Source organism: Thermomonospora catenispora, from assembly GCF_006363815.1.
In the GTDB taxonomy this organism is placed as follows: domain Bacteria; phylum Actinomycetota; class Actinomycetes; order Streptosporangiales; family Streptosporangiaceae; genus Thermomonospora; species Thermomonospora catenispora.
The window spans coordinates 1-18,804 of sequence record NZ_RRYT01000013.1; the positions used below are offsets into that span (position 1 = coordinate 1).

The window sequence follows — 18,804 nt, forward strand, 5'->3', positions numbered from 1 at the left end:
CCGTATGGGCCTGGAGCGGGGAACGCGAGTTCTCGACGATGCAGATCGACCCGCGGGCCCCGCAGTGGCTCAGGGCCCTGCTCATCGCCCAGATGGTCGCGGGAAGGCTGGAGAAGAGGCTGCACAAGTCCCTCTTCGCCCGCTACCGCCCGCCGGCGCCGCTGGACCCCACCAGGGAGCCGTATCCGGGGTTCCGCCACGTCCACTCCTCCTACATGCGCTACCAGGAGGAGGTCACCCAGTGGTTCCGGGAGGAGATCAAACGGCGGAACTGGCTGGTCGGCCGCACCCAGCCGCTGCCGCCGTCGTGATCCCGGCGGGCTCGCCGCCACCTCGACCACCTTCCGACGCAGCGGTCAGCGCGCGAGCCGTTCGGACACGGCCCGAGGGATCCCGACATCGTCGTTCTGGGGGGGCCGGGCGACACGGGGCCCTCCGAGGAGACCCGCCGGGCGTTGACGTCGATGCGGCCGTCGAATCTGCGTGAGGTCGATGAGGCGGTGGCGGCGTTCGTGCGGACGGTGGAGGAGGAAGGGCTGTCCTGGGGGCGGAGTCAGGCGAACATGGACGCCCTCGCGGCGTTGAACGCGCTTCGTGAGGAGCACATGCCCTACGGATCCCGAGCGTCGACGAGCGACGGCAGGGGTTCTTCCGGGCGTTGCGCAAGCGGCTCGACGGAATGTGACTCCTCGCTCGCATGGATCTCTCCGGCGGAGTCCGCTCGAGTGCACGGTGGCGGTTCGTCGTGCTCCTCACCGGGTGCGGAGCATGAGGACGGGCGGCGGCACGGCGCATCGTTCGCCGGTGCTGCTCTGCCGATGTCGTCTGATCGCCTTGAGCACCGTCTGAGGGGAACCGAGGGAGCCGTGCTCCGTTCGGGACGCTGCCGATCGAAGCGGTGCGAACGGTCTGAGGAGTGCGCACGTTGAGCAGTCAGGACGAGCCGACCAGCAGCGCCCTGCTCAGGAAGGAGTGGCTGCGGCGGGAGAAGGCGGCATTGAAGCCGCTGGGATTCAAGCACGCCCGGCGTGATCTCTATGAGATCCGGTTGGGTGAGGATTGGGTCGGAAGGGTGGGCATGCACAAGCGTGCGGCGCCCGCCGGGGCGCTCACGGTGTTCACGGATTCGGTGTCCGTGGTCCTCAACCATCTTCCGACGCAGCGGTTGGCGCGCGAGCTGTTCGGATACGGTCCGAAGGACCCCGACATCGTCGTTCTGGGGGGCGGACTGCACGGCATACCGTCCGACGAGACGAACCGTGTATTGAGGTCGATGCGGCCGTCGAATCTGCGTGAGGTCGATGAGGCGGTGGCGGCGTTCGTGCGGATGGTGGAGGAGGAAGGGCTCCCCTGGATGCGGAGCCAGGCGAACATGGACGCCCTCGCGGCGACCCTTCGCATTCCGTGTGCGTCGGCCGGACAGGAGAGCGGACGACTGGAGAAGCTGGCGATGGTGAGTTATCTGCGCGGTGAGAAGGAGGAGGCCCGTGCGGCGTTGAATGTGCTCCGTGAAGAGCACATGCCCTCTGGAGTACAGATCATCGACGAACGGCAACAAAGGTTCTACCGGGAACTGTGCAAGCGGCTCGACGAGATGTGATCCCCTGGGTCTATGACCTGGGGTGAGAACGGTGAAGAAGTCGCGCCGGGGGGTGCCATCGCCTCCGGTTACGGTCGGCCTCCCTGCACCATCTCCCGCGGAATCACCTCGACAGAGAAAATGGCGCCATGTTTGGCGAACAGTTTTCTGGCCTCCTTGAGAAGTCCGAGCAGAGCCTCTCCGCTCGGCTCCTCGTGGCACACCAGGCGGACTGTCACGCGCTTTCCCGCCATTTCCGGGAACTGCTGGGTCATCTGCCCGGTCTGCAGGAACGCCAGATAGGTGTTGATCTTCTCCATGATCTGGTCGTTCTGCGCGGACGATCCGGTGAACGGGTGGTCCTCGACCATCGGCAGGTTGCATGGCGACTCGTCGGTGCTCAGTGTTATGCGGTCGATGTTCGACCTGCTTGCTCAGCGCGGTGACGTCGACGACCTGGTCGGCTGCGGCGCCGGCGGCCTTGGCGCGGAGGTCGTCGAGAGCCGCGTTGACCGCGATCGCGAGTTCTTCTCCGAGGGCCTCGGACCCCATCCGCATCGCTCGAGGGTCGATGTGGACGCCGGTGATGCGACCACCGGTGATCGCCGTCACCGTGATGCGCCCATCGGCGGCTTCACCGATGCCTTCGATCTGTTCGGCGGTCTCCCGGTCGGCAGACGTCTTCTTGCCCTGCCGCATCGACTCCAAGGTCTTGTGCGCGTCGCTCAGCATCCGTTCCAGCTCGTTCACGGGAAGACCCGCCACGAATGCCCCTTTCGCGGACGAAGTCACGCCGAAAAGAGCATAACAGTGCAAAATCCCGTCGCCTGTTGAGAGGGCCGGCTGCTATCGGGCTGTTGGGGGCGCGGGTCTCTGGCGTAGCCGCGAAGAGCCTCCCCGCGGAGGTGGAACATTCAGAACGTGTGCGCAGATGGACTGCTGCGCTCTTCTTTGCTTCTATCCACCGTATTCGATGGTTTCTCAACTTATATGGTGGAGCGTCCGCTGAAATTTCCTCCGCGGCCGTGGCGCCGCTGGCCCTGCGTCCGAGCCGGCGTCCGGTTCTGCGGCGCGGCGGTGCGGTGACTCAGGCCGCTCGGCCGAGTTCGCGGCCGGCTGGCCGACTTTGCTGGCGGGTTTAACCAATTCGAACCCGATCCGAGGTGTCGGTCCGCCCCTCGTGTGGTAACTCATCGTGTTGAACGATTCACGTTCAGTGATTGGAGTTGTCATGCGACACCGCATCGCCCCACTGCTGGCCGCTCCGGCGCTGCTGGCCGGACTCGTCATGGTCCCCGCGGCCGAGGCCACCACCGCCCCTGTTCCCGCCCGAGACGGAGGGGTCCGCTGCAGCCTCTACCGGTCCTCCTACGACGTGTCGATCGCCCGCTGCCACGACTCCCGCACCTACCAGCACTGGATCCGGTGCCGGGACCGTGACAGGAGGGTCGAGATTGAGGTCACCCGGCGCTTCCACGGGACCAACAGCAGGCTGGCCTGCCCGCGCAACTACGAGCTCATCAACCACGCCGTCGGCGTGTGAGACCCGTCCCAATGCCGAGCGGCGGGGGACACCGATCGTCGGTGTCCCCCGCCGCTCGCGTTCGTGACCGGCGCCTTCAGGAGCCGACGCTCGGCTCGGGGGCGCCGGTCTTCTCCGTCTGCGCCTTCTGCGGCTTCTCCTCGTCCCGGCGCGCCGGCCGGTTGCCGCGCCGGATCTTGCGGCGCCGCCGCGGCGGCCGCGTGGCCTGGTCGCGCAGCCGGCAGAACGCGCACACCTCCGCGGTCGTCGGCGAGCCGCACCGCGCACAGGTGCCGACCGCGTCGCGTTCCCGCTCGGCCAGGTCGTCCAGCAGCGGCATGAGCCGGTCGGAGAAACCGTTGAGGAAGGCCGCCTTCGACCCGGGCGCCCGCTCCTCCAGCGAGTTGAGCAGCTCCTTGTACATCAGGTGGCGGTTGCCGGTGGCCATCGGGCACTCCTCGACGATGTAGTCGATGCGCCGGATGACGCAGTAGGCCGCCGTCTCGCGCTCGGTCAGCCTGATCAGCGGCTTGACCCGGCGGGCGAACCCCTGGGACTCGGGCAGGGCCGGACGCTGCCGGGCCAGATACGGCAGGTTCCACTGCATCGTGTTCCCGAACAGCACGGCGGCCTCGTCGTCGAGGTTGTGCCCGGTGACGAGCACGTCGTAGCCGTGGTCGAGCGTGACCTTGTTGAGCAGGTGCCGTTTGGACAGACCGCAGGCCGAGCACGGGGTGCGGCGGGTCGAGGCGGCCTGGGGGATCGTGAAGCCGGCCTCCTCGGCCAGGTCGACCTCGATCAGCCGGGCCCCCCGCCGTTCGGCGAACGCCCGCGCGCACGCGCCGGAGCGGTCGCTGTAGCCACCGATGCCCAGGCCCAGGTACACGCCGTCCGCCTGGTATCCCAGGTCCAGAAGCAGATCCCACACGGCCAGGGAGTCCTTGCCCCCGGAGACCGCGACGAGCACCCGCTCACCCGAGCGGATCATCCGGTGCTTGCTGATCGCGTGGCTCACCTGCTCCCGGCAGCGCTGCACGAAGCAGGTGGGACAGTACGCGGCGTTGACGTGCCGCACCTCGACGGCGGCCTGTTCCTCGCAACGATGGCACTTCACGTAAGCCTTAGCCTCCCGAGATCACCGGCCTGACCTCCACGGTGTCGCCCTCCTCCAGAAGGGCGTCGCCCGTGACCAGCTCGTCGCCACGGATGAGGAGGACGGACTCACGGTTGAGCCCCAACTGCTTGCACAGATCGTTCGCCCGCAGCGGACCGGCGATCTCGACTTCACGCTTGGGGTTGTGGAGCTGGATCTTCATCTCGTCATCTCAGACGTTCATGCGCGGACGGGGGGATCCTGAACCGACTCCTTCCAGTCTAGGAAGCCCGCCCGACCCGCGACGGCCCTCGACGGCTCCCCGCCGCCGGCGCGCATCCGGCGCGCGACCGGCCTGCACGGGCGGGGGACGCCGACGGGCTCGGCGACCGAACGGCCGCAGGGTACACGCCTTTCGTCCCCCGGGCGACGGGGACGGCGCCGCGGGCGGCCTCGCAGGGCACCGTGCCGGCCGGGACGCACGCCTCGCCCGCCGGGAAAATCCCTTCGGCGGAGAAACGAGAGGGGCCTACGATGCCCGCATGACCGGAGCGCGCCCTCGGCGAGCGGAGACGCACCGGTTGATCGGTTGCGTCCGGCGCGGAGGGCCGCAGGACCCGTCCTCATCGGAAGGCGAGCCCGTCATGACCTACCAGGTGCCGTTCGAGACGATCCTGCGGGGCCTGCGCGAGCGCCTGGACGAAGAGGACCTCGCCGAGGTGTGCGACCTGCTCATCTGGAGGACCCCGGACAACGGGTCGGAGCTGCTCGACGTCTGCGAGAAGTGGCTGCGGCAGGGGACGGCCGAGGAGGTGTCGGCCGCCCTCGCCGTCAACGGCGGGATCCACTTCCGGACGCTGGAGGAGCGGGAGAGTGAGCTGCGCGCGGCCGCCGAGCGTTTCCCGCGGTTCCGGGAACGCGTGGAGCGGATCCTCCGCGACTGGATCGACAGGCAGAAGCCGCAGGCGGTGCGCGAGGTCCTCCAGGACGGCGCCCCGCGATCGCTCGTGGCCTACCGGCACGGCATCACCGAGGAGCGGCTCGACGCCTGGATCGACGAACACCTGCGCGAGAACCCCGCCCCGGACTCCGGGGCGTGAATCGCCTTCCGGACCGCTCTTGATCAGAGCTTGAAGCGGTCGACCCTATCTTGTCCGGATTTGAGGTGAAACGGTGGATCTGAGGGAACTGTGCTTTCATCTGAGACATCATCGGAGGATGTTTCTTCCCGATGACAGGTATTTCACGGCGGTCGCCTTCATTGAAGGTTTCGACACTGCTCGCGACGGTGTGACTCTGAAGGGGTTTCAGGAATGGGTTTCTGAGCGCATTCACGGTGGCCACTCGCCGTTGCACTGGTCGTACATCCTCGCCTCAGCGAAACATCCGCGCATTTCCGAGGAGAATTTGTCGATCAACGAGGTGCCCCTCGATCTGCAGATCAGCCTGGTCGACGACCTGCTCGACCTGCTCGAGGAGTTCCTGGAGGGCTCCCGAGGTTCGGAGCGCTCGTAGGCGCCGGCGGGCATCGCGTCGGGCCCTCGTCCGAGGAGCGTGCGAGGGCCACGGCAGCGGAGAACATGATCGTCGACGTCTCCTCCGGTGCCTGACCGGTGGAGGCGGATCTCCGGATGGGCCGGGGCGCTTCCGGGCGCGTTCCAGGATCATGGAGGCTCCGAGCGACGTTCGTCGGGATTCTCTCGTCGAGGACCGGACGCCGGCCTCTGCCCGGTGGCTCTGGATGGAGGTCCGCCGCCGTCAGGTCGCGTGGCCAAAACCGCGGTGTTCCCGGAACTCTTCCGGAGAACGCGCGCCCGCGTCATGGGCGGCGCGTCTCAGGGCGCGTTCTTGCGGCGGGAACCGGCTGGCGCACCCAGTGGGCCGTCGAGGCGGCGTCGGCGCGTCGCCGGCAGGGCGGCTCGGCGGCCCCCGCCGCGGTGATCGGCCGCTCCGGCACCGGCCGCCGGCCGAGGACGCGGATCAGCGGATTGATCAACCGATCCGTCGCATGCCGCTCGAGCAGGAGCGCGGTGCAGATCTCCTCCGCGCACTCGGCCGCCGGCGCGGGCCGCTCGCTCAAGGCCCGCCCCGACCGCAACCGGCTGGTCTCAAGGAGCGTGTGGCGCCGGAGCTCTCGTCGGCGTCGTCGGGGACCGGGCCTCCCGCTGCGGGCACGCCCTCTCCAGGAGAGGATCGATGCTCTCCTGGAGCAGCTCACCGTCGGTCTTCCCGATGACCCCCCATCCTCCGAGGCGGTCTCGCCGGCGGGGAGTCCAAGCGTACGGCGAAGACGCCCCTTTTCACGGGGGCCGATGTCATGGGGTTCGGTGCCGTCGAAGCGGCGTCAGGGGAGCGGGGCCGCAGGGCGGCCGTGCCGTCCGGTCGGGCGCATCGGCCGTGATGTCGCCGAACGGATCGGTCGCGGCGCCGAGGCCGTGCGTTTTCAACAGAGCGCGCCGACCGCATGCCCGGAGGCGGCCCGAGCGGGGCCGGGTGGGGCCGGTCGGCACGACGGCGCGATGACGACGAACGCCCGACCGCTTTCGTGCGGATCGGGCGTTGGATGAAACCAAGGAGTGAAGGTGGGCAGGGGCGGGGTCGAACCGCCGACCTTCCGCTTTTCAGGCGGACGCTCGTACCAACTGAGCTACCTGCCCTAGGCGCAAGACGCCTTTGCGGTCCTGACGGGATTTGAACCCGCGACCTCCACCTTGACAGGGTGGCGAGCACTCCTAACTGCTCCACAGGACCTTGGCTGTCACCGCTTTGACCGGGGCCGTATCGGCAACGCTGGAGAGCATACGCGATGCCCGGTACATGCGCCAACTTGATATCCGTGGGATCTGCGGGGGTGTCGCGGGCCTAGGAGTCCTGCTCGTCGGACGGCGTGTGGAGGGGGAGGCGGAGGACCAGGCGGGCGCCCTTGGGGCTGTCCTCCACGACGAGGGAGCCGCCGTGGGCCTCCGCGGTCTGACGGGCGATGGGGAGGCCCAGCCCGGTGCCGCCGGCGTCGCGGTTGCGGGCGGTGTCCAGGCGGGTGAAGCGCTGGAAGACCAGTTCGCGGTGCTCGGGAGGGATGCCGCTGCCGTCGTCGAGGACCTCCATGACGGCGGTGCCGTCCTCGGCGCGGACCGTGACGTGGATCTCCGAGGCGGCGTGGCGTTCGGCGTTGTCGAGGAGGTTACCCAGCAGGCGGGAGAGCCGCAGCGGCTCGCCGCGCACGGTGACGCCGGAGGCCAGGGAGGTGGCGACGGGGATCCGGCGGGGATGGCGATCGAGTTCGTTGGTGACCAGGGCGGCCAGGTCGACGGTCTCGACGGGCTGCTTGGCGCCGGCGTCCAGGGCGGCGAGCTCGAGGAGGTCGGTGACGATGGCCTGGAGCCGGTCGAGGCTGTGCAGGATCTCGATGGCCGTCACGGGCCAGTCGGTCTCCTCCGGATACAGCAGCGCCTCCTCGACCAGGGCGCGGGCCGCGGCGATGGGGGTGCGCAGGTCGTGGGAGGCGTCGGAGGTGAAGCGGCGCATCTGGATCATGGCGGCGTCCAGACGGGCCAGGGTGCCGTTGACGGTTTCGGCCAGCAGCCTGATCTCGTCCCGGGTCTTGGGGACGGGGACGCGGCGGCCGGTGTCGGAGGCGGAGATCTCGGCGAGTTCGGCGCGGATGGCCTCCACCGGGGCGAGGGTCCGGTTGACGGTGCGGATGGTGCCGAGGGCGGTGAGCAGCAGCAGGGCGAGGGTCGCGGCGATGAGGAACGCGACGAGGACTCCGCTGGTGTACCAGGGGATGGGCTCGTCGGCGGCGTAGATCGTCCACTCTCCGCCGGGCTGGCCGTAGGCGCGGAGCGCGAGCACGTCCATGCACCGGTCCATCCCGCGCGGCGGGCACAGGGTGCGGGCCTCTATGGAGGTGTCCTCCGCGGGACGGAACGCGGCGATCGGCGGTCGGCCGGCCAGCTCCGGGACGGAGGCGACGACCCGGCCGCGGGCGTCGACGACCTGGATCAGGACGCCGCCCGTGGACGGCAGCGAGCTCGGAAGGCGGCCGCGTTGGAGCCGGTGGAGCACGCTGTGGGCGGCTTCCTCGGCGTGGTGGCGTTTGTAGGAGATCGCCTCGTCGCGGGTGCCCACGAGCACCAGGATGCCGGCGACCAGGCAGGTGATCCCCATGGCGCTGCAGGTCAGCAGCGTCATCCTGGCGCGCAGCGGCCACGCCTTCCTCTTGAACAAGCCCCACCTCCAGCCGGTGGCCCGGAATTCACCCCTACCGGGGCTGTGACCGGCTGGAACGCACCGGAAATCAATGCGATGGCAAAAAACGACCTGGCTCGGCCCTCATGTCCGTCATGCCAGGTCATGTCCGGGTTGGGGGACGCTGTGCGCGGCGAGCGGGCGGGGGGTGGCCGGCGGGGCCCTCGATGCGCGCCGCTTCCGGGCCGGGCGCCGGTGGCGGGCGGCGTTCCGATCGTCGGGGTCGACGGTCGCTCGGTATCCTGCGGTATGGGATTTTTTCGCCCCGCCGCTCCGTCGTCGGTGCGGCCGCGACGCCTGCGGCCGTGCGACGCCGAGCGCGTCCGCCGACGGCCGTCGTCCGCATCGGCCGTCGCCCGGGCGCTCCGCCGGGGCGATGCGGCGGGGTTCGAGCGGCGACCGGGCGTGCGGGCCGCGCGCCGCCGGAGCTTCGTCGCCCCGTCGTGTTTCGGTCGTGTCCGGCCCTCCGGATCACATGGCGACGATTGCCGCTTACCGGGATTTATCTCGCCCGTAGGAACGTTTCGCCATGGAGATACGTCGTACATATGTCATGATGCCGGGCATCTGAATCTTCCGGCGGATGTGTCGGAGGCCAGGTGAGGCGTTCCGGCCCACCGTCACCGGCGCCGGAGAAGATTCCATGGCGATGCCGTGAAGAATTCATCGACCGTGATAAGGAGTGGTATGACCGCTGAATCGATCGATGACGGCCTGCACACCGCGTTCCGGCGAATCGACGTGGACGGCGACGGAAAGCTGGACCTGGTCGGGTTCACGGTGATCCTGGAGGAGATGGGGCTGTCGTGGTCGCGGCATGAGACTCAGGACCGGTTCGAGATCGCCGACAGTGACCGGGACGGGCTGATCTCCATGCCGGAGCTGCAGGCCTTGCTGGCCAAGTACGACCTGAGCTGACCCGACGGCCCGGGGAAGGGCCCCGGGCCCGGAAACGGGTCCACAGGAGCCTTGTTTCGCCGCGGCCGCCCGCCGTCGTGCGCTCGCGGCCGCCCGAAAATCCCTCACGCGGACATCGAAGGACGTCGAACAGGTCAGGCAGGCAGGTGCCGGGCCAGGAATTCCTCGGTCAGGCGCCACGCCCGGGCCGCGGGTTCGGGCTGGTGGAACATCGCGGACTTCCGGTTGTGGAAGGCGTGCCCGGCCTCTTCCTGCACGTGGATCTGCGCGTTCGGCATGTCGGCGACCGCCCGCTCCACCGCGGCGACCCGCTCGCGCGGGATGTAGGGGTCGCGGCCGCCGAAGTGGAACTGGATCGGGCACGTGATCCGCGGCGCCAGCTCCAGCGCGTCCGGCACCTGGGAGCCGTAGAACGACACGCAGGCGGCCAGGTCGTCCCGCTCGGCCGCCAGCAGGTAGGCCATCGAGCCGCCGAAGCAGAAGCCCACCGCCCCGACGCCCCCGACGACCTCCGGCAGCCCGGCGAGATGCTCCAGCGCCGCCTGGAGGTCGGCCAGCCCGGCGTGCCCGTCGAAGCGTGAGGCGAGCTCGATCGACTCCCGGGTGCCCTGCTCGGTGTGCTCGCCGACCCATCCCGGGTGGAGTCGCCAGAACAGATCCGGCGCCCCCACGACGTACCCCAGTGCGGCCAGGTCCTCGGCCACGGCCGTGATGTAGGGGCCGACCCCGTAGATCTCGTGGATCAGCACGATCCCCGGCCCGCGACCGTCGGCGGGCAGCCAGAGGGGCATGGCGAACGAGCCGTCGGCGACGGCGACCTTCTCGGTCCGGGACGGCATGGCGCCTCCTGGGGATCGGTGATGCGTGCCCCATGATGCACCCCGCCTGGGGGACACGTCACATGCAAGATGGCCACAATAACTATTGATTTGGTAGGAAAAGTGGGGCATCCTGCCGGAGTGCGCAGTACCGAGCCCCGCCGTCTGGTCGCGCGCCTGCACGTCGATCTGCGACGGCAGGCCAGCGCGCTGTGTCCCCGCTGACGCCCTCGCAGTCACTGTCGAACGGCCTCAACGGAAGGACCAACCTGTTGTCCGCATCCTCGATCGAACTGGCGCGCCCGGTGGGCCGTCGCGGTCGGATCGCGCTCCGGCCGCCTCGGGACGCCCTGCTGCGCGTCGCCAGCCCCCTGGCCCTGCTGCTGATCTGGCAGCTCGCCGGGAGCACCGGAGTGCTCCCTGAACGCCTGCTGGCCGCTCCTTCCACCATCGCCGCCACCGCCTACGACCTCTTCCGGGACGGCGTGCTGACCGAGGCGTTGGGCGTCTCGTTGCGCCGGGCCGCATTCGGGTTCACGCTCGGCGCCCTCGTCGGGATCGGCTTCGCGCTGGTCGCCGGACTCAGCCGGCTCGGCGAGTACGCGGTGGACCCGCCCATGCAGATGCTGCGGGCGTTGCCGCTGTTCGGCCTGATCCCGCTGTTCATCCTGTGGTTCGGGATCGGCGAGACGCCCAAGATCGCCCTGGTGGCGTTCGGTGTGGCGTTCCCGCTCTATCTCAACACCTACGCCGGGATCCGCGGCGTGGACGCCAAGCTGGCCGAGCTGGGCCAGGTGCTGCGGCTGTCACGGCCCGCCCTGATCCGGCACATCGTGCTGCCCGGCGCGCTGCCGCAGACCCTGGTCGGGCTGCGGCAGAGCCTCGGCGTCGCCTGGCTGGCGCTCATCGTGGCCGAGCAGATCAACGCCGACGCCGGGCTCGGCTTCATGATCAACGACGCCCGGGAGTTCCTGCGCACCGACGTGGTGGTGGTCGGCCTGGTGACGTACGCGCTGCTGGGCCTGCTCACCGATGCGATCGTCCGGCTGCTGGAGAGGAGGGCGCTGGCATGGCGACGCAACTTCCTGAGCTGACGGCGGCGGCGCGGGTGCGCGGACTGGTCAAGCGGTTCGGCGACCGGACCGTGCTGGACGGCCTGGATCTGGAGATCGGCGCCGGCGAGTTCGTGGCGCTGCTGGGCCGCAGCGGCTCCGGCAAGTCCACGCTGCTGCGCGCGCTGGCCGGGCTGGAGCCGATCTCCGGCGGCGAGCTGGAGGTCCCCGGCACCGTGGCGGTCGCCTTCCAAGAGCCCCGGCTGGTGCCGTGGAAGCGGGTCGGCGCGAACGTGACGCTCGGCCTGGACGTCCCCGACCCCGAGGCCGCGGCCGCCGCCGCGCTCGAAGAGGTCGGGCTGCTGGGGCACCGCGACGCCTGGCCGCTCACCCTCTCCGGCGGAGAGGCCCAGCGGGTCTCGCTGGCCCGCGCCCTGGTCCGTCGGCCGTCCCTGCTGCTGCTCGACGAGCCGTTCAGCGCCCTGGACGCGCTCACCCGCATCAACGTCCACCGGCTGGTGCTGGACCTGTGGGAACGGCACCGTCCCGGGGTCCTGCTGGTCACCCACGACGTGGACGAGGCGCTGCTGCTGGCCGACCGGGTCCTGGTGCTGGAGAGCGGACGGATCGCCCACCAGACCGCCGTCGAGCTGGACCGGCCCCGGCAGCGCGACCACGCCGAGCTGATCCGGCTGCGCTCGGTGCTGCTGGAGCGGTTGGGGGTGGCCCCATGAGGCGCCTGGCGGCCGCCCTGCTGGCGGCGATGACGTTGATGGCGAGCGCGGCGTGCGGGGCCGAGGACTCCGGCCCGGCCGACATCTCCCAGGTGACGCTGCGGATCGGCGACCAGAAGGGGTCGAGCGTGCAGTCGCTGCTGAAGGCGGCCGGGCAGCTCGACGGCACCCCCTACAAGATCAGCTGGTCGCTGTTCACCTCCGGGCCGCCGATCCTGGAGGCGGTCAACGCCGGGGCCGTGGACTTCGGCGTGGTGGGCAACACCCCGCCGGTCTTCTCCGCCGCCGCCCGCTCCGAGATCGTGATCGTCGGGGCCAGCGAGTCGCGCCTGGAGGGCCAGGCCATCGTGGTGCCCAAGGACTCGCCGATCAGCAAGCCCGAGGAGCTGCGCGGCAAGCGGATCGCTGTGGCCAAGGGCAGCTCCGCGCACTATCACCTGCTGGCCGTGCTGAAGAAGCACGGAATCGACTACAGCGACATCCAACCCCAGTACCTGCAGCCCGCCGACGCCCTCGCCGCCCTGTCCAGCGGCCGGGTCGACGCCTGGGCCATCTGGGAGCCCTACACCGCCCAGGCCGAGCAGCAGGCCGGGGCCCGGATCCTGGTCGACGGCAACGGCTATGTGAACGGCTACGGCTTCCAGATCACCTCCCGGTCGGCGTTGGAGAACCGGGCCAAGGTCGAGGCCCTGCGCGACCTGATCGACCGCTACCGCAAGGCGCTGCTGTGGGCCAACTCCCACCACAAGGAGTGGGCCCGGCAGTGGGCCGCCGACACCGGCCTGCCCCTCGGGGTGGCCGAGCAGGCCCACAAGCGCCGCTTCGTCACGATCATCCGGATCGACGACGAGGTGATCGCCGAGGAGCAGCGGGTGGCCGACGCGTTCGCCGAGATCCGGCTGATCCCGGGCCGGTTCGACTTCGCCGACTACTTCGACCGGCGCTTCAACGACACGGTTTCGAACTCCTGAAGGGGCCCTGCGACATGACGCTGACGTTCCACTGGTTCCTGCCGACCCCCGGGGACGGGCGCTCCCTGGTCGGCGGCGGACACAACATCCCCCGGGGCCTGGCGGTCCCCTCCGGCCGGGAGGGCACCGCCGACCGGTTCCGGGCCCCCGACATCGACTACCTGGCGCAGATCGCCCGGTCGGCCGAGCAGCTCGGCTTCGACGCCGTGCTCACCCCGACCGGCACCTGGTGCGAGGACGCCTGGCTGACCACCGCCGCGCTGATCCGCGAGACCAAGCGGCTGCGCTTTTTGGTGGCGTTCCGGCCCGGACTGCTCTCGCCCACCCTAGCCGCCCAGATGGCCGCCACCTACCAGCGGATCTCCGGCGGCCGGCTGCTGCTGAACGTCGTCACCGGAGGGGAGAAGGTCGAGCAGGCCCGCTTCGGCGACCACCTCTCGCACGCCGAGCGCTACGCCCGCACCGACGAGTTCCTCACCGTCGTGAAGGGCGCCTGGAGCGGCGAGCCGTTCGACTTCACCGGCAAGTACTACCGGGTCGAGGGCGCCACCGTCGCGGGCGGCATCGACCCCGTCCCCGAGCTGTACTTCGGCGGCTCCTCCCAGCCCGCCGGGCCGGTCGCCGCCAAGCACGTCGACGTCTACCTCACCTGGGGCGAGCCGCCCGCCCAGGTCGCCGAGAAGATCGAGTGGATGCGCAAGCTGGCCGCCGAGCAGGGCCGCACCCTGCGCTTCGGCATCCGGCTGCACACCCTCAGCCGCGACACCTCCGAGGAGGCCTGGCGCGAGGCCGACCGGATGCTGGCGGCGTTGGACCCGGCCGTCATCGACCAGGCCCAGAAGAACCTGGCCGCCAGCGACTCGGTGGGCCAGAAGCGGATGCGCGCCCTCCACGAGAAGTTCCGCAGCACCGGCGACCCGCGCACCCTCGAGGTCTCCCCCAACCTGTGGGCGGGCGTGGGCCTGGTCCGCGGCGGCGCCGGCACCGCCCTGGTCGGCAGCCACACGGAGGTCGCCGACCGCATCGAGGAGTACGCCGAGCTGGGCATCACCGAGTTCATCATGTCCGGCTACCCCCATCTGGAGGAGGCCTACTGGTTCGGTGAGGGCGTGCTGTCCGAGCTCCGCCGCCGGGGCTCGCTCAAGGCCCTGAAGGCCACCGCCTGACCGGCCGCCGAGGCGCCCCGCGGACGATGGGACGCGGGCCGGGCGGATCCTCCTTGCGGGCTCCTCAGGGCCGCCCGGCCCGATGACCGAGCGCCGCCCCCGACGAGCGGGGCGGCGCTCGCCGCCGTTCCGGACCGCCCGCGGCGGCGCGACCGGGCCGGGGAGGGGGACGTCACGGCCTCCACGCCCGTCGCGCGAGTCCGTGTGAGCGGGGACGGGTGCGGCGGACCGGGGAAGCCGGTCTCTCCTCGGCCGGGGCGGCGATTCCCCACGGCCCGGCAGGGCGACCCTCGGCCCGGTCTTTTCACCGCGAGTCTTTGAGGGCGCGGACGAACGCCGTCCACTGGGAGCGATGCAGGGTGAGCGCGGGGCCGTCGGGGTTCTTGCTGTCGCGGACGGCCACCACGGCGCCGAGGTCCGCGACCTCGACGCAGTTGTTGCCTCCACCGCTGTAGGTGCTCTTGCGCCAGGTCGCGTACGCAGGGTCCGGCCTGTTCATCGCCTCAGCTCCTTCAGCTCGGAACGGATCAGGTCCGCGGACTCGTCGGGCGGCAGCGCCATATCCGCAATGTGATCCCAAGCCAGGCTATATCTGGCGACCCCTTCGACACTCTCCACGTAGACGTCGCCCATCAGCCCTTCGGTGTACGCGACATCGGGGTCGGACGACTCGGAGAACTGCATGATCACGAAGGAGCCCTCCATGGCGGCGTGCAATCCCGCATCGAACGGGAGGACCCGAACCGTGACATGTGGGCGTTCGCTTGCGGTGAGCAGGGCCTGGAGCTGTGCGGAAGCGATGCCGGGCCCGCAGGCCGCACAGCGACGGAGCACCGCTTCGTTCAGGATGCAAAGGAGCTCCGGCGGGTGCTCGCGGTCGAGTATGGCCTGGCGCGCAAGGCGTGCCGTCACCCGGCGCTCCACCTCCTGGGCGGTGGCCGTCGGCCGTAGGGCGTGGATGACGGCACGGGCATAGCTCTTCTCTTGGAGCAGGCCGGGGATCAGCTCGGCCTCATAGGTGCGGATCCTGGCGGCCTCGCTTTCCAGACCGACGTAGCTGCCGGTGAAAACGTCCTGGTACTCGGTCCACCAGCCGCGCTGACGAGAGTCGCGGGCGAGCTGGATCAGGGCGTCTCTGTCAGGGCTGGGAACACCGTACAGATCGCACAGGTCTCGGATGTCGCGCCAGGATGCGGACGTTCGGCCGTGCTCTAGGCGGTAGACCTTCGAGACCGACCACTCCATCTGGTCGGCCACTGCTTCGCGTGACAGCCCTGACCGTGCGCGCAGTTCACGGAGTGCGGCGGCCAGCCTGCGACGCCGCACCGTGGGAGAGGTCCCTTGGCCTCTGAGCTGGTTCGTCATGATTGCCGCCCTTCTCGGCATGGCTTGGCCGATACATATATGCACCAGTTCACCGTGACCTGTTGCACATTGCCGTGAGTCACGACATGATACCGAGCGTCATCGTGACACAGTGCACGCTGCCAAGGTGCATGTTCGCTGGAGGAGAGACGGAGGGGCTATGGCTGATGTCCCGGATGAGCACCGGGGGCGTCACGGGGACGAGCCTGTGCGTTCAACCGGTGACGGCACGGCGGCGCCGAGGGACATGATCGGGACCGTCCCGAACGGGTCATGGGCGGTGCAGGTGCTGCTGTGCGCCACCTTCCCGGCGGCGGAGGAACAGGTGCGCCGTGCACGGCGGACGGTGCGGCAGGTGTTGGCGGCTTGTCCGGAGTTCGACTCGGGGGACGCCGAGCTGCTGGTCAGCGAGCTGGCGGGCAACGCCGTCCGGCACAGCGGATCGCGGATGTTCGGGCTGGAGCTGGCGCGGACGTGGAACGGCGCGTTGCGCATCGCCCTCGCCGACGACGGACGGGGCGTCACCACCCCTCATCTGCGGGTCGGCGGGCTGTCCGACACGGGCGGACGAGGGCTGCGGCTGGTCGAGGAGCTGGCGAGCCGGTGGGGGATGGTCCGCGCGCGGGGCGGCGGTCAGGCGGTCTGGTGCGAGCTGGACCGTGCTCCTCGTCCACACGCCGCCGCCGACCTCCCCTTCTCGGGGCTGCGCCCGTATGGTCATGCCGTCCCCGCTCCCGGCCCGTCCTGGGGCAGGGCCGCAGCGGGCCGGTGGTGAGCGGTGGCGGCCGAAGGACCGGGTGAGCCGGAACGCGCAGGAGCAACCCCACATGCGATCCGCCTGACCGCCCGGGAGCGCGAGGCGGTCGCCCTGGCCACCGAGGTCCGCGGGCTGCTGTGCACCTGGATGGCGCGCCGCGGCCTGGCGGCGCCCCTGGGCGTCTCTCCCTATGTGGACCGCGCCGGTCGTCCCTGCGTCCTCATCCGCATGGACGCGCGGCTCGCCCTGGCCGTGTTGCGCACCCTTCCCGACGGGCGGCCGCCGCCCCGCCGTCCCAACGGCACCTTCCGGCACGGCCCGTGAACCGTCCGTCCGGCGGAGGAGGCGCCGTGGTCTCGTCCGCTCCACGGACGTTCCGGCGGGCGGGGGCGTGCCGTCGATCACCGTCCCGAGGTCCGCGGACCGTCTCATCGGCGCCCCGGCGGGCACGACGTCGTCGGCCGTTCGCGGTGTGTTCGCCGGAGGGGACGCGCCCGCATGCGCTTCGGCCCGGTCCCGCGCACCCTGGGACCGGGCCGAAGCTTTTCGGCACCGCGGCGTCCACCCCCGCCGCGGTGGTCTAGGGGTACGGGATGAAGCGGCCGAAGCGGCCGTGGTGGTACAGCAGCGGGGCGCCGCCGTGGCCGTTCCGGGTGCCCACCACCAGGCCGACGACCAGATGGTGGTCGCCGATCGTGGCGGTGGTGTAGGGGACGGCCAGCAGATGGGCGACGACGTCCTCCAGGAGGGGGACCCCGAGGGGTCCGGGTCGCCAGGCGGTGGGGGCGGCGAACCGGTCGATGCCCTTCTGGGCGAAGCGGGCCGCCACGTCGGGCTGGTGGGCGGCCAGCAGGTTGACCGCGAAGACCTCCGCCTGGGACAGGTCGGGCCAGGTGGTGGAGGACGCGGCGACGTAGAAGGAGATCAGCGGCGGGTCCAGGCTCACCGAGGAGAACGAGGTGGCGGTGAGGCCGACCGGGGTGCCCTCGGCGTTGCGGGCGGTGACCACCACGACCCCCGAGGCGTGCAGGGCCAGGGTGCGGCGGAACCGGCGGGCGTCGACCGGCTGATGGGTCAGGGTCCTGGTCACGGCGACGCCTCCGGCCGGGGGATCGGGGGCCGCCAGCCGTCGAGGACCTCGCGCAGGGCGGGCAACTGCGACTCCACCACGGCCAGGCCCGGGGTCGGGACGTGGGCCCCCAGCTCCACCAGCAGGGGCCGCAGATGCACCTCCACCGCGAGGGCGTGCTTGGGGTCGCCCATCACCAGGATCGGCAGCGCCACCGTTCCGCGCAGCGCGCCGCCGGGCAGCAGGTCCAGGAACGACTTGAGCAGCCCGGTGTAGGTCCCCTTGTAGGTGGGGCTCGCCACCACCAGCACCTCGGCCTCGGCGGTGGTCTTCAACGCGGCGTCCAGCTCGCCGGCGGGTTCGGGGGAGTAGAGCTGCGCGGCCAGTCCGGACAGGTCGATGACCTGGTCGGGGCCCTCCCGGCCGATCCGCTCGGCCAGCGTGCGGGCGGCCTCGACGGCCACATGGCGGGTGCGGGAGGCGGGGCGGGGGTTGCCCACCACGGTGACGACGCCGCTCATCGGCGCCTCCTCGCCTCGTGCGACGGACGTCCGGGAAGCGGCGTGGGGCAGCGGGTCATGGGGGGTCTCCTTGCAACGGGAACGGTCACAGGCAGGTGGGGTCGGGCTCGGCGGGCCAGGGCGCGCCGGTGGTGGGCAGGCCGACGGCGCGCCAGGCCCGGTAGCCGCCGATGACGTCGGTGGCGCGGCTCAGGCCCAGGTCCTGGAGGGAGGCCGCGGCCAGGCTGGAGGTGTAGCCCTCCGCGCAGATCACGATGACCCGCGCTCCGTAGCCGGTGGCCTCGGGGAGCCGGGACGGGCTGGCCGGGTCGAACCGCCACTCCAGGACGTTCCGTTCGACGATCAGGGAGCCGGGGATCTCGCCCTCGGCGGCCCGCTGCGCCTGTGGGCGGATGTCCACCAGCACCGCTTCGCCCTCGACGAACTCCCGGTACGCCTCGCCCGGGGTCAGCCGGACGAGGCGGCGGCGGGCCTCGGCCAGCATCCGGTCGATCGAACGGGGCGCGTTCACCATTGGTCCGCCCGTTCCGTCGCCAGCCGGATCAGCTCGCCGTCCGGGGTGAGGTCGTAGCGGTTCATCGAGCTCAGCGGCGGGGAGTAGACGTGCACGCTGACGGCGGGGGCGGCGGTGGTGTTGGTGACCGAGTGGATGTGGTCGGGTCCGAACTCGCGCAGCCCGCCCGCCGTGAGCACTCGGCGTCCGTGCAGGTCCTGCTCCTCCAGCGCGCCGAGCGCGACGGCGAACGCGCCGCGTGAGCCGCCGTGGTCGTGCAGCCCGGTCGACTGGCCCGGCATCCAGCTGAGCAGCCAGACCTCGTGCCGGGCGTCGTGGTGCAGCCGCTCGTACCAGCGTTCGGGGACGCTGAGCCGGACCCGGTCGATCCAGCGCGCCGGGTCGGCGGCGAGCGACCGGGCGATCTCGGCCACGGCCGGGAGGGAAGTGCTGACGGTCATGCCTCGTCCTCGCGGTGTCGGTCCGGAAAGAAGGGTC

Annotated in this window: 24 protein-coding genes, 2 tRNA genes and 1 pseudogene; 13 read left to right on the plus strand and 14 right to left on the minus strand. The window is 70.7% G+C overall.

What is annotated here, in order from left to right; genetic code table 11:
- The coding region (locus EIO00_RS24195) for a hypothetical protein (protein ID WP_161602708.1) at positions 1-311 on the plus strand (311 nt) is incomplete at its 5' end.
- A gap of 614 nt (positions 312-925) precedes the next feature.
- Positions 926-1,600, plus strand: a complete 675-nt coding sequence (locus EIO00_RS24525; protein ID WP_175596201.1) for a hypothetical protein — start codon at positions 926-928, stop codon at positions 1,598-1,600.
- Positions 1,601-1,668: 68 nt separating this feature from the next.
- Here the strand turns inward: EIO00_RS24525 and EIO00_RS12125 are convergent, their stop codons facing one another.
- Both EIO00_RS12125 and EIO00_RS25210 read right to left on the minus strand, forming a co-directional pair.
- Positions 1,669-1,950 (minus strand): DUF6572 domain-containing protein, encoded by a 282-nt coding sequence (locus tag EIO00_RS12125; protein WP_241661298.1) that lies wholly within the window; start codon positions 1,948-1,950, stop codon positions 1,669-1,671.
- Between the two features lie 160 nt (positions 1,951-2,110).
- Positions 2,111-2,311 (minus strand): annotated as a pseudogene (locus EIO00_RS25210) (YbaB/EbfC family nucleoid-associated protein); the annotation flags it as partial.
- Between the two features lie 499 nt (positions 2,312-2,810).
- On the opposite strand from EIO00_RS25210, the gene EIO00_RS12135 reads away from it, so the two are divergent.
- Complete coding sequence (locus EIO00_RS12135) at positions 2,811-3,122, plus strand: hypothetical protein (RefSeq protein ID WP_140178226.1); 312 nt, start codon at positions 2,811-2,813, stop codon at positions 3,120-3,122.
- A 76-nt stretch (positions 3,123-3,198) separates the two neighbouring features.
- Here EIO00_RS12135 and EIO00_RS12140 read toward each other — a convergent pair whose 3' ends face one another.
- Both EIO00_RS12140 and EIO00_RS12145 read right to left on the minus strand, forming a co-directional pair.
- Positions 3,199-4,215: a TIGR00269 family protein gene (locus tag EIO00_RS12140; RefSeq protein WP_140178228.1), complete on the minus strand. Its 1,017-nt coding sequence runs from the start codon at positions 4,213-4,215 to the stop codon at positions 3,199-3,201.
- 7 nt (positions 4,216-4,222) lie between these two features.
- The gene (locus tag EIO00_RS12145) at positions 4,223-4,417 is read right to left on the minus strand and encodes a MoaD/ThiS family protein (RefSeq protein ID WP_140178230.1); all 195 of its coding nucleotides are present in this window, start codon (positions 4,415-4,417) and stop codon (positions 4,223-4,225) included.
- 421 nt (positions 4,418-4,838) lie between these two features.
- Between EIO00_RS12145 and EIO00_RS12150 the strand changes: the two genes are divergently transcribed.
- Together EIO00_RS12150 and EIO00_RS12155 are read left to right on the plus strand one after the other, a co-directional pair.
- A complete protein-coding gene (locus EIO00_RS12150; RefSeq protein WP_140178232.1) occupies positions 4,839-5,294 on the plus strand; it encodes a transposase in 456 nt (151 codons plus the stop codon).
- Positions 5,295-5,412: 118 nt separating this feature from the next.
- Positions 5,413-5,709 carry a hypothetical protein gene (locus EIO00_RS12155; protein ID WP_140178234.1) on the plus strand — a complete coding sequence of 99 codons (297 nt, stop codon included), beginning with the start codon at positions 5,413-5,415 and terminating at the stop codon, positions 5,707-5,709.
- A gap of 1,068 nt (positions 5,710-6,777) precedes the next feature.
- On the opposite strand, the gene EIO00_RS12160 is transcribed toward EIO00_RS12155, so the two are convergent.
- From EIO00_RS12160 to EIO00_RS12170, 3 genes are all read right to left on the minus strand, one after another.
- Positions 6,778-6,851 (minus strand) — tRNA-Phe (locus EIO00_RS12160).
- 19 nt (positions 6,852-6,870) lie between these two features.
- A tRNA-Asp gene (locus tag EIO00_RS12165) sits at positions 6,871-6,945 on the minus strand.
- Positions 6,946-7,056: 111 nt separating this feature from the next.
- Positions 7,057-8,421: a sensor histidine kinase gene (locus EIO00_RS12170; protein ID WP_241661299.1), complete on the minus strand. Its 1,365-nt coding sequence runs from the start codon at positions 8,419-8,421 to the stop codon at positions 7,057-7,059.
- 708 nt (positions 8,422-9,129) lie between these two features.
- On the opposite strand from EIO00_RS12170, the gene EIO00_RS12175 reads away from it, so the two are divergent.
- Entirely contained in the window at positions 9,130-9,360 is a 231-nt protein-coding gene (locus tag EIO00_RS12175) for an EF-hand domain-containing protein (protein WP_140178236.1), read from the plus strand.
- A gap of 134 nt (positions 9,361-9,494) precedes the next feature.
- Here the strand turns inward: EIO00_RS12175 and EIO00_RS12180 are convergent, their stop codons facing one another.
- Positions 9,495-10,199: a dienelactone hydrolase family protein gene (locus tag EIO00_RS12180; RefSeq protein WP_140178238.1), complete on the minus strand. Its 705-nt coding sequence runs from the start codon at positions 10,197-10,199 to the stop codon at positions 9,495-9,497.
- A 69-nt stretch (positions 10,200-10,268) separates the two neighbouring features.
- Here EIO00_RS12180 and EIO00_RS25925 point away from each other — a divergent pair, with 69 nt between their 5' ends.
- The 5 genes from EIO00_RS25925 to EIO00_RS12200 are packed head-to-tail and all read left to right on the plus strand — an operon-like array spanning position 10,269 to position 14,101.
- Positions 10,269-10,403 carry a putative leader peptide gene (locus EIO00_RS25925; protein ID WP_422100042.1) on the plus strand — a complete coding sequence of 45 codons (135 nt, stop codon included), beginning with the start codon at positions 10,269-10,271 and terminating at the stop codon, positions 10,401-10,403.
- A gap of 47 nt (positions 10,404-10,450) precedes the next feature.
- Positions 10,451-11,272 carry an ABC transporter permease gene (locus EIO00_RS12185; RefSeq protein WP_140178240.1) on the plus strand — a complete coding sequence of 274 codons (822 nt, stop codon included), beginning with the start codon at positions 10,451-10,453 and terminating at the stop codon, positions 11,270-11,272.
- Positions 11,248-11,964 carry an ABC transporter ATP-binding protein gene (locus tag EIO00_RS12190; RefSeq protein ID WP_140178242.1) on the plus strand — a complete coding sequence of 239 codons (717 nt, stop codon included), beginning with the start codon at positions 11,248-11,250 and terminating at the stop codon, positions 11,962-11,964. Before EIO00_RS12185 ends, EIO00_RS12190 begins: the two co-directional genes overlap by 25 nt.
- Positions 11,961-12,935 carry an ABC transporter substrate-binding protein gene (locus EIO00_RS12195; RefSeq protein WP_140178244.1) on the plus strand — a complete coding sequence of 325 codons (975 nt, stop codon included), beginning with the start codon at positions 11,961-11,963 and terminating at the stop codon, positions 12,933-12,935. The genes EIO00_RS12190 and EIO00_RS12195 overlap by 4 nt, the downstream gene beginning before the upstream one ends.
- A 14-nt stretch (positions 12,936-12,949) precedes the next feature.
- On the plus strand, positions 12,950-14,101 hold the full coding sequence (locus EIO00_RS12200; RefSeq protein ID WP_140178245.1) for an LLM class flavin-dependent oxidoreductase: 1,152 nt from the start codon (positions 12,950-12,952) through the stop codon (positions 14,099-14,101).
- Positions 14,102-14,405: 304 nt separating this feature from the next.
- Here EIO00_RS12200 and EIO00_RS12205 read toward each other — a convergent pair whose 3' ends face one another.
- Together EIO00_RS12205 and EIO00_RS12210 are read right to left on the minus strand one after the other, a co-directional pair.
- Positions 14,406-14,600 (minus strand): DUF397 domain-containing protein, encoded by a 195-nt coding sequence (locus tag EIO00_RS12205; RefSeq protein ID WP_140178247.1) that lies wholly within the window; start codon positions 14,598-14,600, stop codon positions 14,406-14,408.
- A complete protein-coding gene (locus EIO00_RS12210; protein ID WP_140178249.1) occupies positions 14,597-15,466 on the minus strand; it encodes a helix-turn-helix domain-containing protein in 870 nt (289 codons plus the stop codon). Before EIO00_RS12210 ends, EIO00_RS12205 begins: the two co-directional genes overlap by 4 nt.
- Positions 15,467-15,713: 247 nt before the next feature.
- Between EIO00_RS12210 and EIO00_RS12215 the strand changes: the two genes are divergently transcribed.
- Together EIO00_RS12215 and EIO00_RS12220 are read left to right on the plus strand one after the other, a co-directional pair.
- Entirely contained in the window at positions 15,714-16,241 is a 528-nt protein-coding gene (locus EIO00_RS12215) for an ATP-binding protein (RefSeq protein ID WP_161602709.1), read from the plus strand.
- A gap of 3 nt (positions 16,242-16,244) precedes the next feature.
- Complete coding sequence (locus EIO00_RS12220) at positions 16,245-16,547, plus strand: hypothetical protein (RefSeq protein ID WP_140178252.1); 303 nt, start codon at positions 16,245-16,247, stop codon at positions 16,545-16,547.
- A 256-nt stretch (positions 16,548-16,803) separates the two neighbouring features.
- Here the strand turns inward: EIO00_RS12220 and EIO00_RS12225 are convergent, their stop codons facing one another.
- The 4 genes from EIO00_RS12225 to EIO00_RS12240 form a co-directional block, all read right to left on the minus strand.
- Positions 16,804-17,313 (minus strand): flavin reductase family protein, encoded by a 510-nt coding sequence (locus EIO00_RS12225; RefSeq protein WP_140178254.1) that lies wholly within the window; start codon positions 17,311-17,313, stop codon positions 16,804-16,806.
- Complete coding sequence (locus tag EIO00_RS12230; protein ID WP_140178256.1) at positions 17,310-17,813, minus strand: NADPH-dependent FMN reductase; 504 nt, start codon at positions 17,811-17,813, stop codon at positions 17,310-17,312. Before EIO00_RS12230 ends, EIO00_RS12225 begins: the two co-directional genes overlap by 4 nt.
- 85 nt (positions 17,814-17,898) lie before the next feature.
- Complete coding sequence (locus EIO00_RS12235) at positions 17,899-18,327, minus strand: rhodanese-like domain-containing protein (RefSeq protein WP_140178257.1); 429 nt, start codon at positions 18,325-18,327, stop codon at positions 17,899-17,901.
- Positions 18,321-18,767, minus strand: a complete 447-nt coding sequence (locus tag EIO00_RS12240) for a cysteine dioxygenase (RefSeq protein WP_140178259.1) — start codon at positions 18,765-18,767, stop codon at positions 18,321-18,323. The genes EIO00_RS12235 and EIO00_RS12240 overlap by 7 nt, the downstream gene beginning before the upstream one ends.
- Positions 18,768-18,804 lie beyond the last annotated feature (37 nt).

Bases quoted from the DNA above. Each gene is read 5' to 3' on its own strand.
- EIO00_RS12175 (WP_140178236.1), top strand. From the start codon at position 9,130: ATGACCGCTGAATCGATCGATGACGGCCTGCACACCGCGTTCCGGCGA.
- EIO00_RS12190 (WP_140178242.1), top strand. From the start codon at position 11,248: ATGGCGACGCAACTTCCTGAGCTGACGGCGGCGGCGCGGGTGCGCGGA.
- EIO00_RS12215 (WP_161602709.1), top strand. From the start codon at position 15,714: ATGATCGGGACCGTCCCGAACGGGTCATGGGCGGTGCAGGTGCTGCTG.
- EIO00_RS12235 (WP_140178257.1), bottom strand. From the start codon at position 18,327: ATGGTGAACGCGCCCCGTTCGATCGACCGGATGCTGGCCGAGGCCCGC.
- EIO00_RS12200 (WP_140178245.1), top strand. From the start codon at position 12,950: ATGACGCTGACGTTCCACTGGTTCCTGCCGACCCCCGGGGACGGGCGC.
- EIO00_RS12125 (WP_241661298.1), bottom strand. From the start codon at position 1,950: ATGGTCGAGGACCACCCGTTCACCGGATCGTCCGCGCAGAACGACCAG.
- EIO00_RS12145 (WP_140178230.1), bottom strand. From the start codon at position 4,417: ATGAAGATCCAGCTCCACAACCCCAAGCGTGAAGTCGAGATCGCCGGT.
- EIO00_RS12150 (WP_140178232.1), top strand. From the start codon at position 4,839: ATGACCTACCAGGTGCCGTTCGAGACGATCCTGCGGGGCCTGCGCGAG.
- EIO00_RS12180 (WP_140178238.1), bottom strand. From the start codon at position 10,199: ATGCCGTCCCGGACCGAGAAGGTCGCCGTCGCCGACGGCTCGTTCGCC.
- EIO00_RS12240 (WP_140178259.1), bottom strand. From the start codon at position 18,767: ATGACCGTCAGCACTTCCCTCCCGGCCGTGGCCGAGATCGCCCGGTCG.
- EIO00_RS12210 (WP_140178249.1), bottom strand. From the start codon at position 15,466: ATGACGAACCAGCTCAGAGGCCAAGGGACCTCTCCCACGGTGCGGCGT.
- EIO00_RS12195 (WP_140178244.1), top strand. From the start codon at position 11,961: ATGAGGCGCCTGGCGGCCGCCCTGCTGGCGGCGATGACGTTGATGGCG.
- EIO00_RS12205 (WP_140178247.1), bottom strand. From the start codon at position 14,600: ATGAACAGGCCGGACCCTGCGTACGCGACCTGGCGCAAGAGCACCTAC.
- EIO00_RS12230 (WP_140178256.1), bottom strand. From the start codon at position 17,813: ATGAGCGGCGTCGTCACCGTGGTGGGCAACCCCCGCCCCGCCTCCCGC.
- EIO00_RS12135 (WP_140178226.1), top strand. From the start codon at position 2,811: ATGCGACACCGCATCGCCCCACTGCTGGCCGCTCCGGCGCTGCTGGCC.
- EIO00_RS25925 (WP_422100042.1), top strand. From the start codon at position 10,269: ATGGCCACAATAACTATTGATTTGGTAGGAAAAGTGGGGCATCCTGCC.
- EIO00_RS12155 (WP_140178234.1), top strand. From the start codon at position 5,413: ATGTTTCTTCCCGATGACAGGTATTTCACGGCGGTCGCCTTCATTGAA.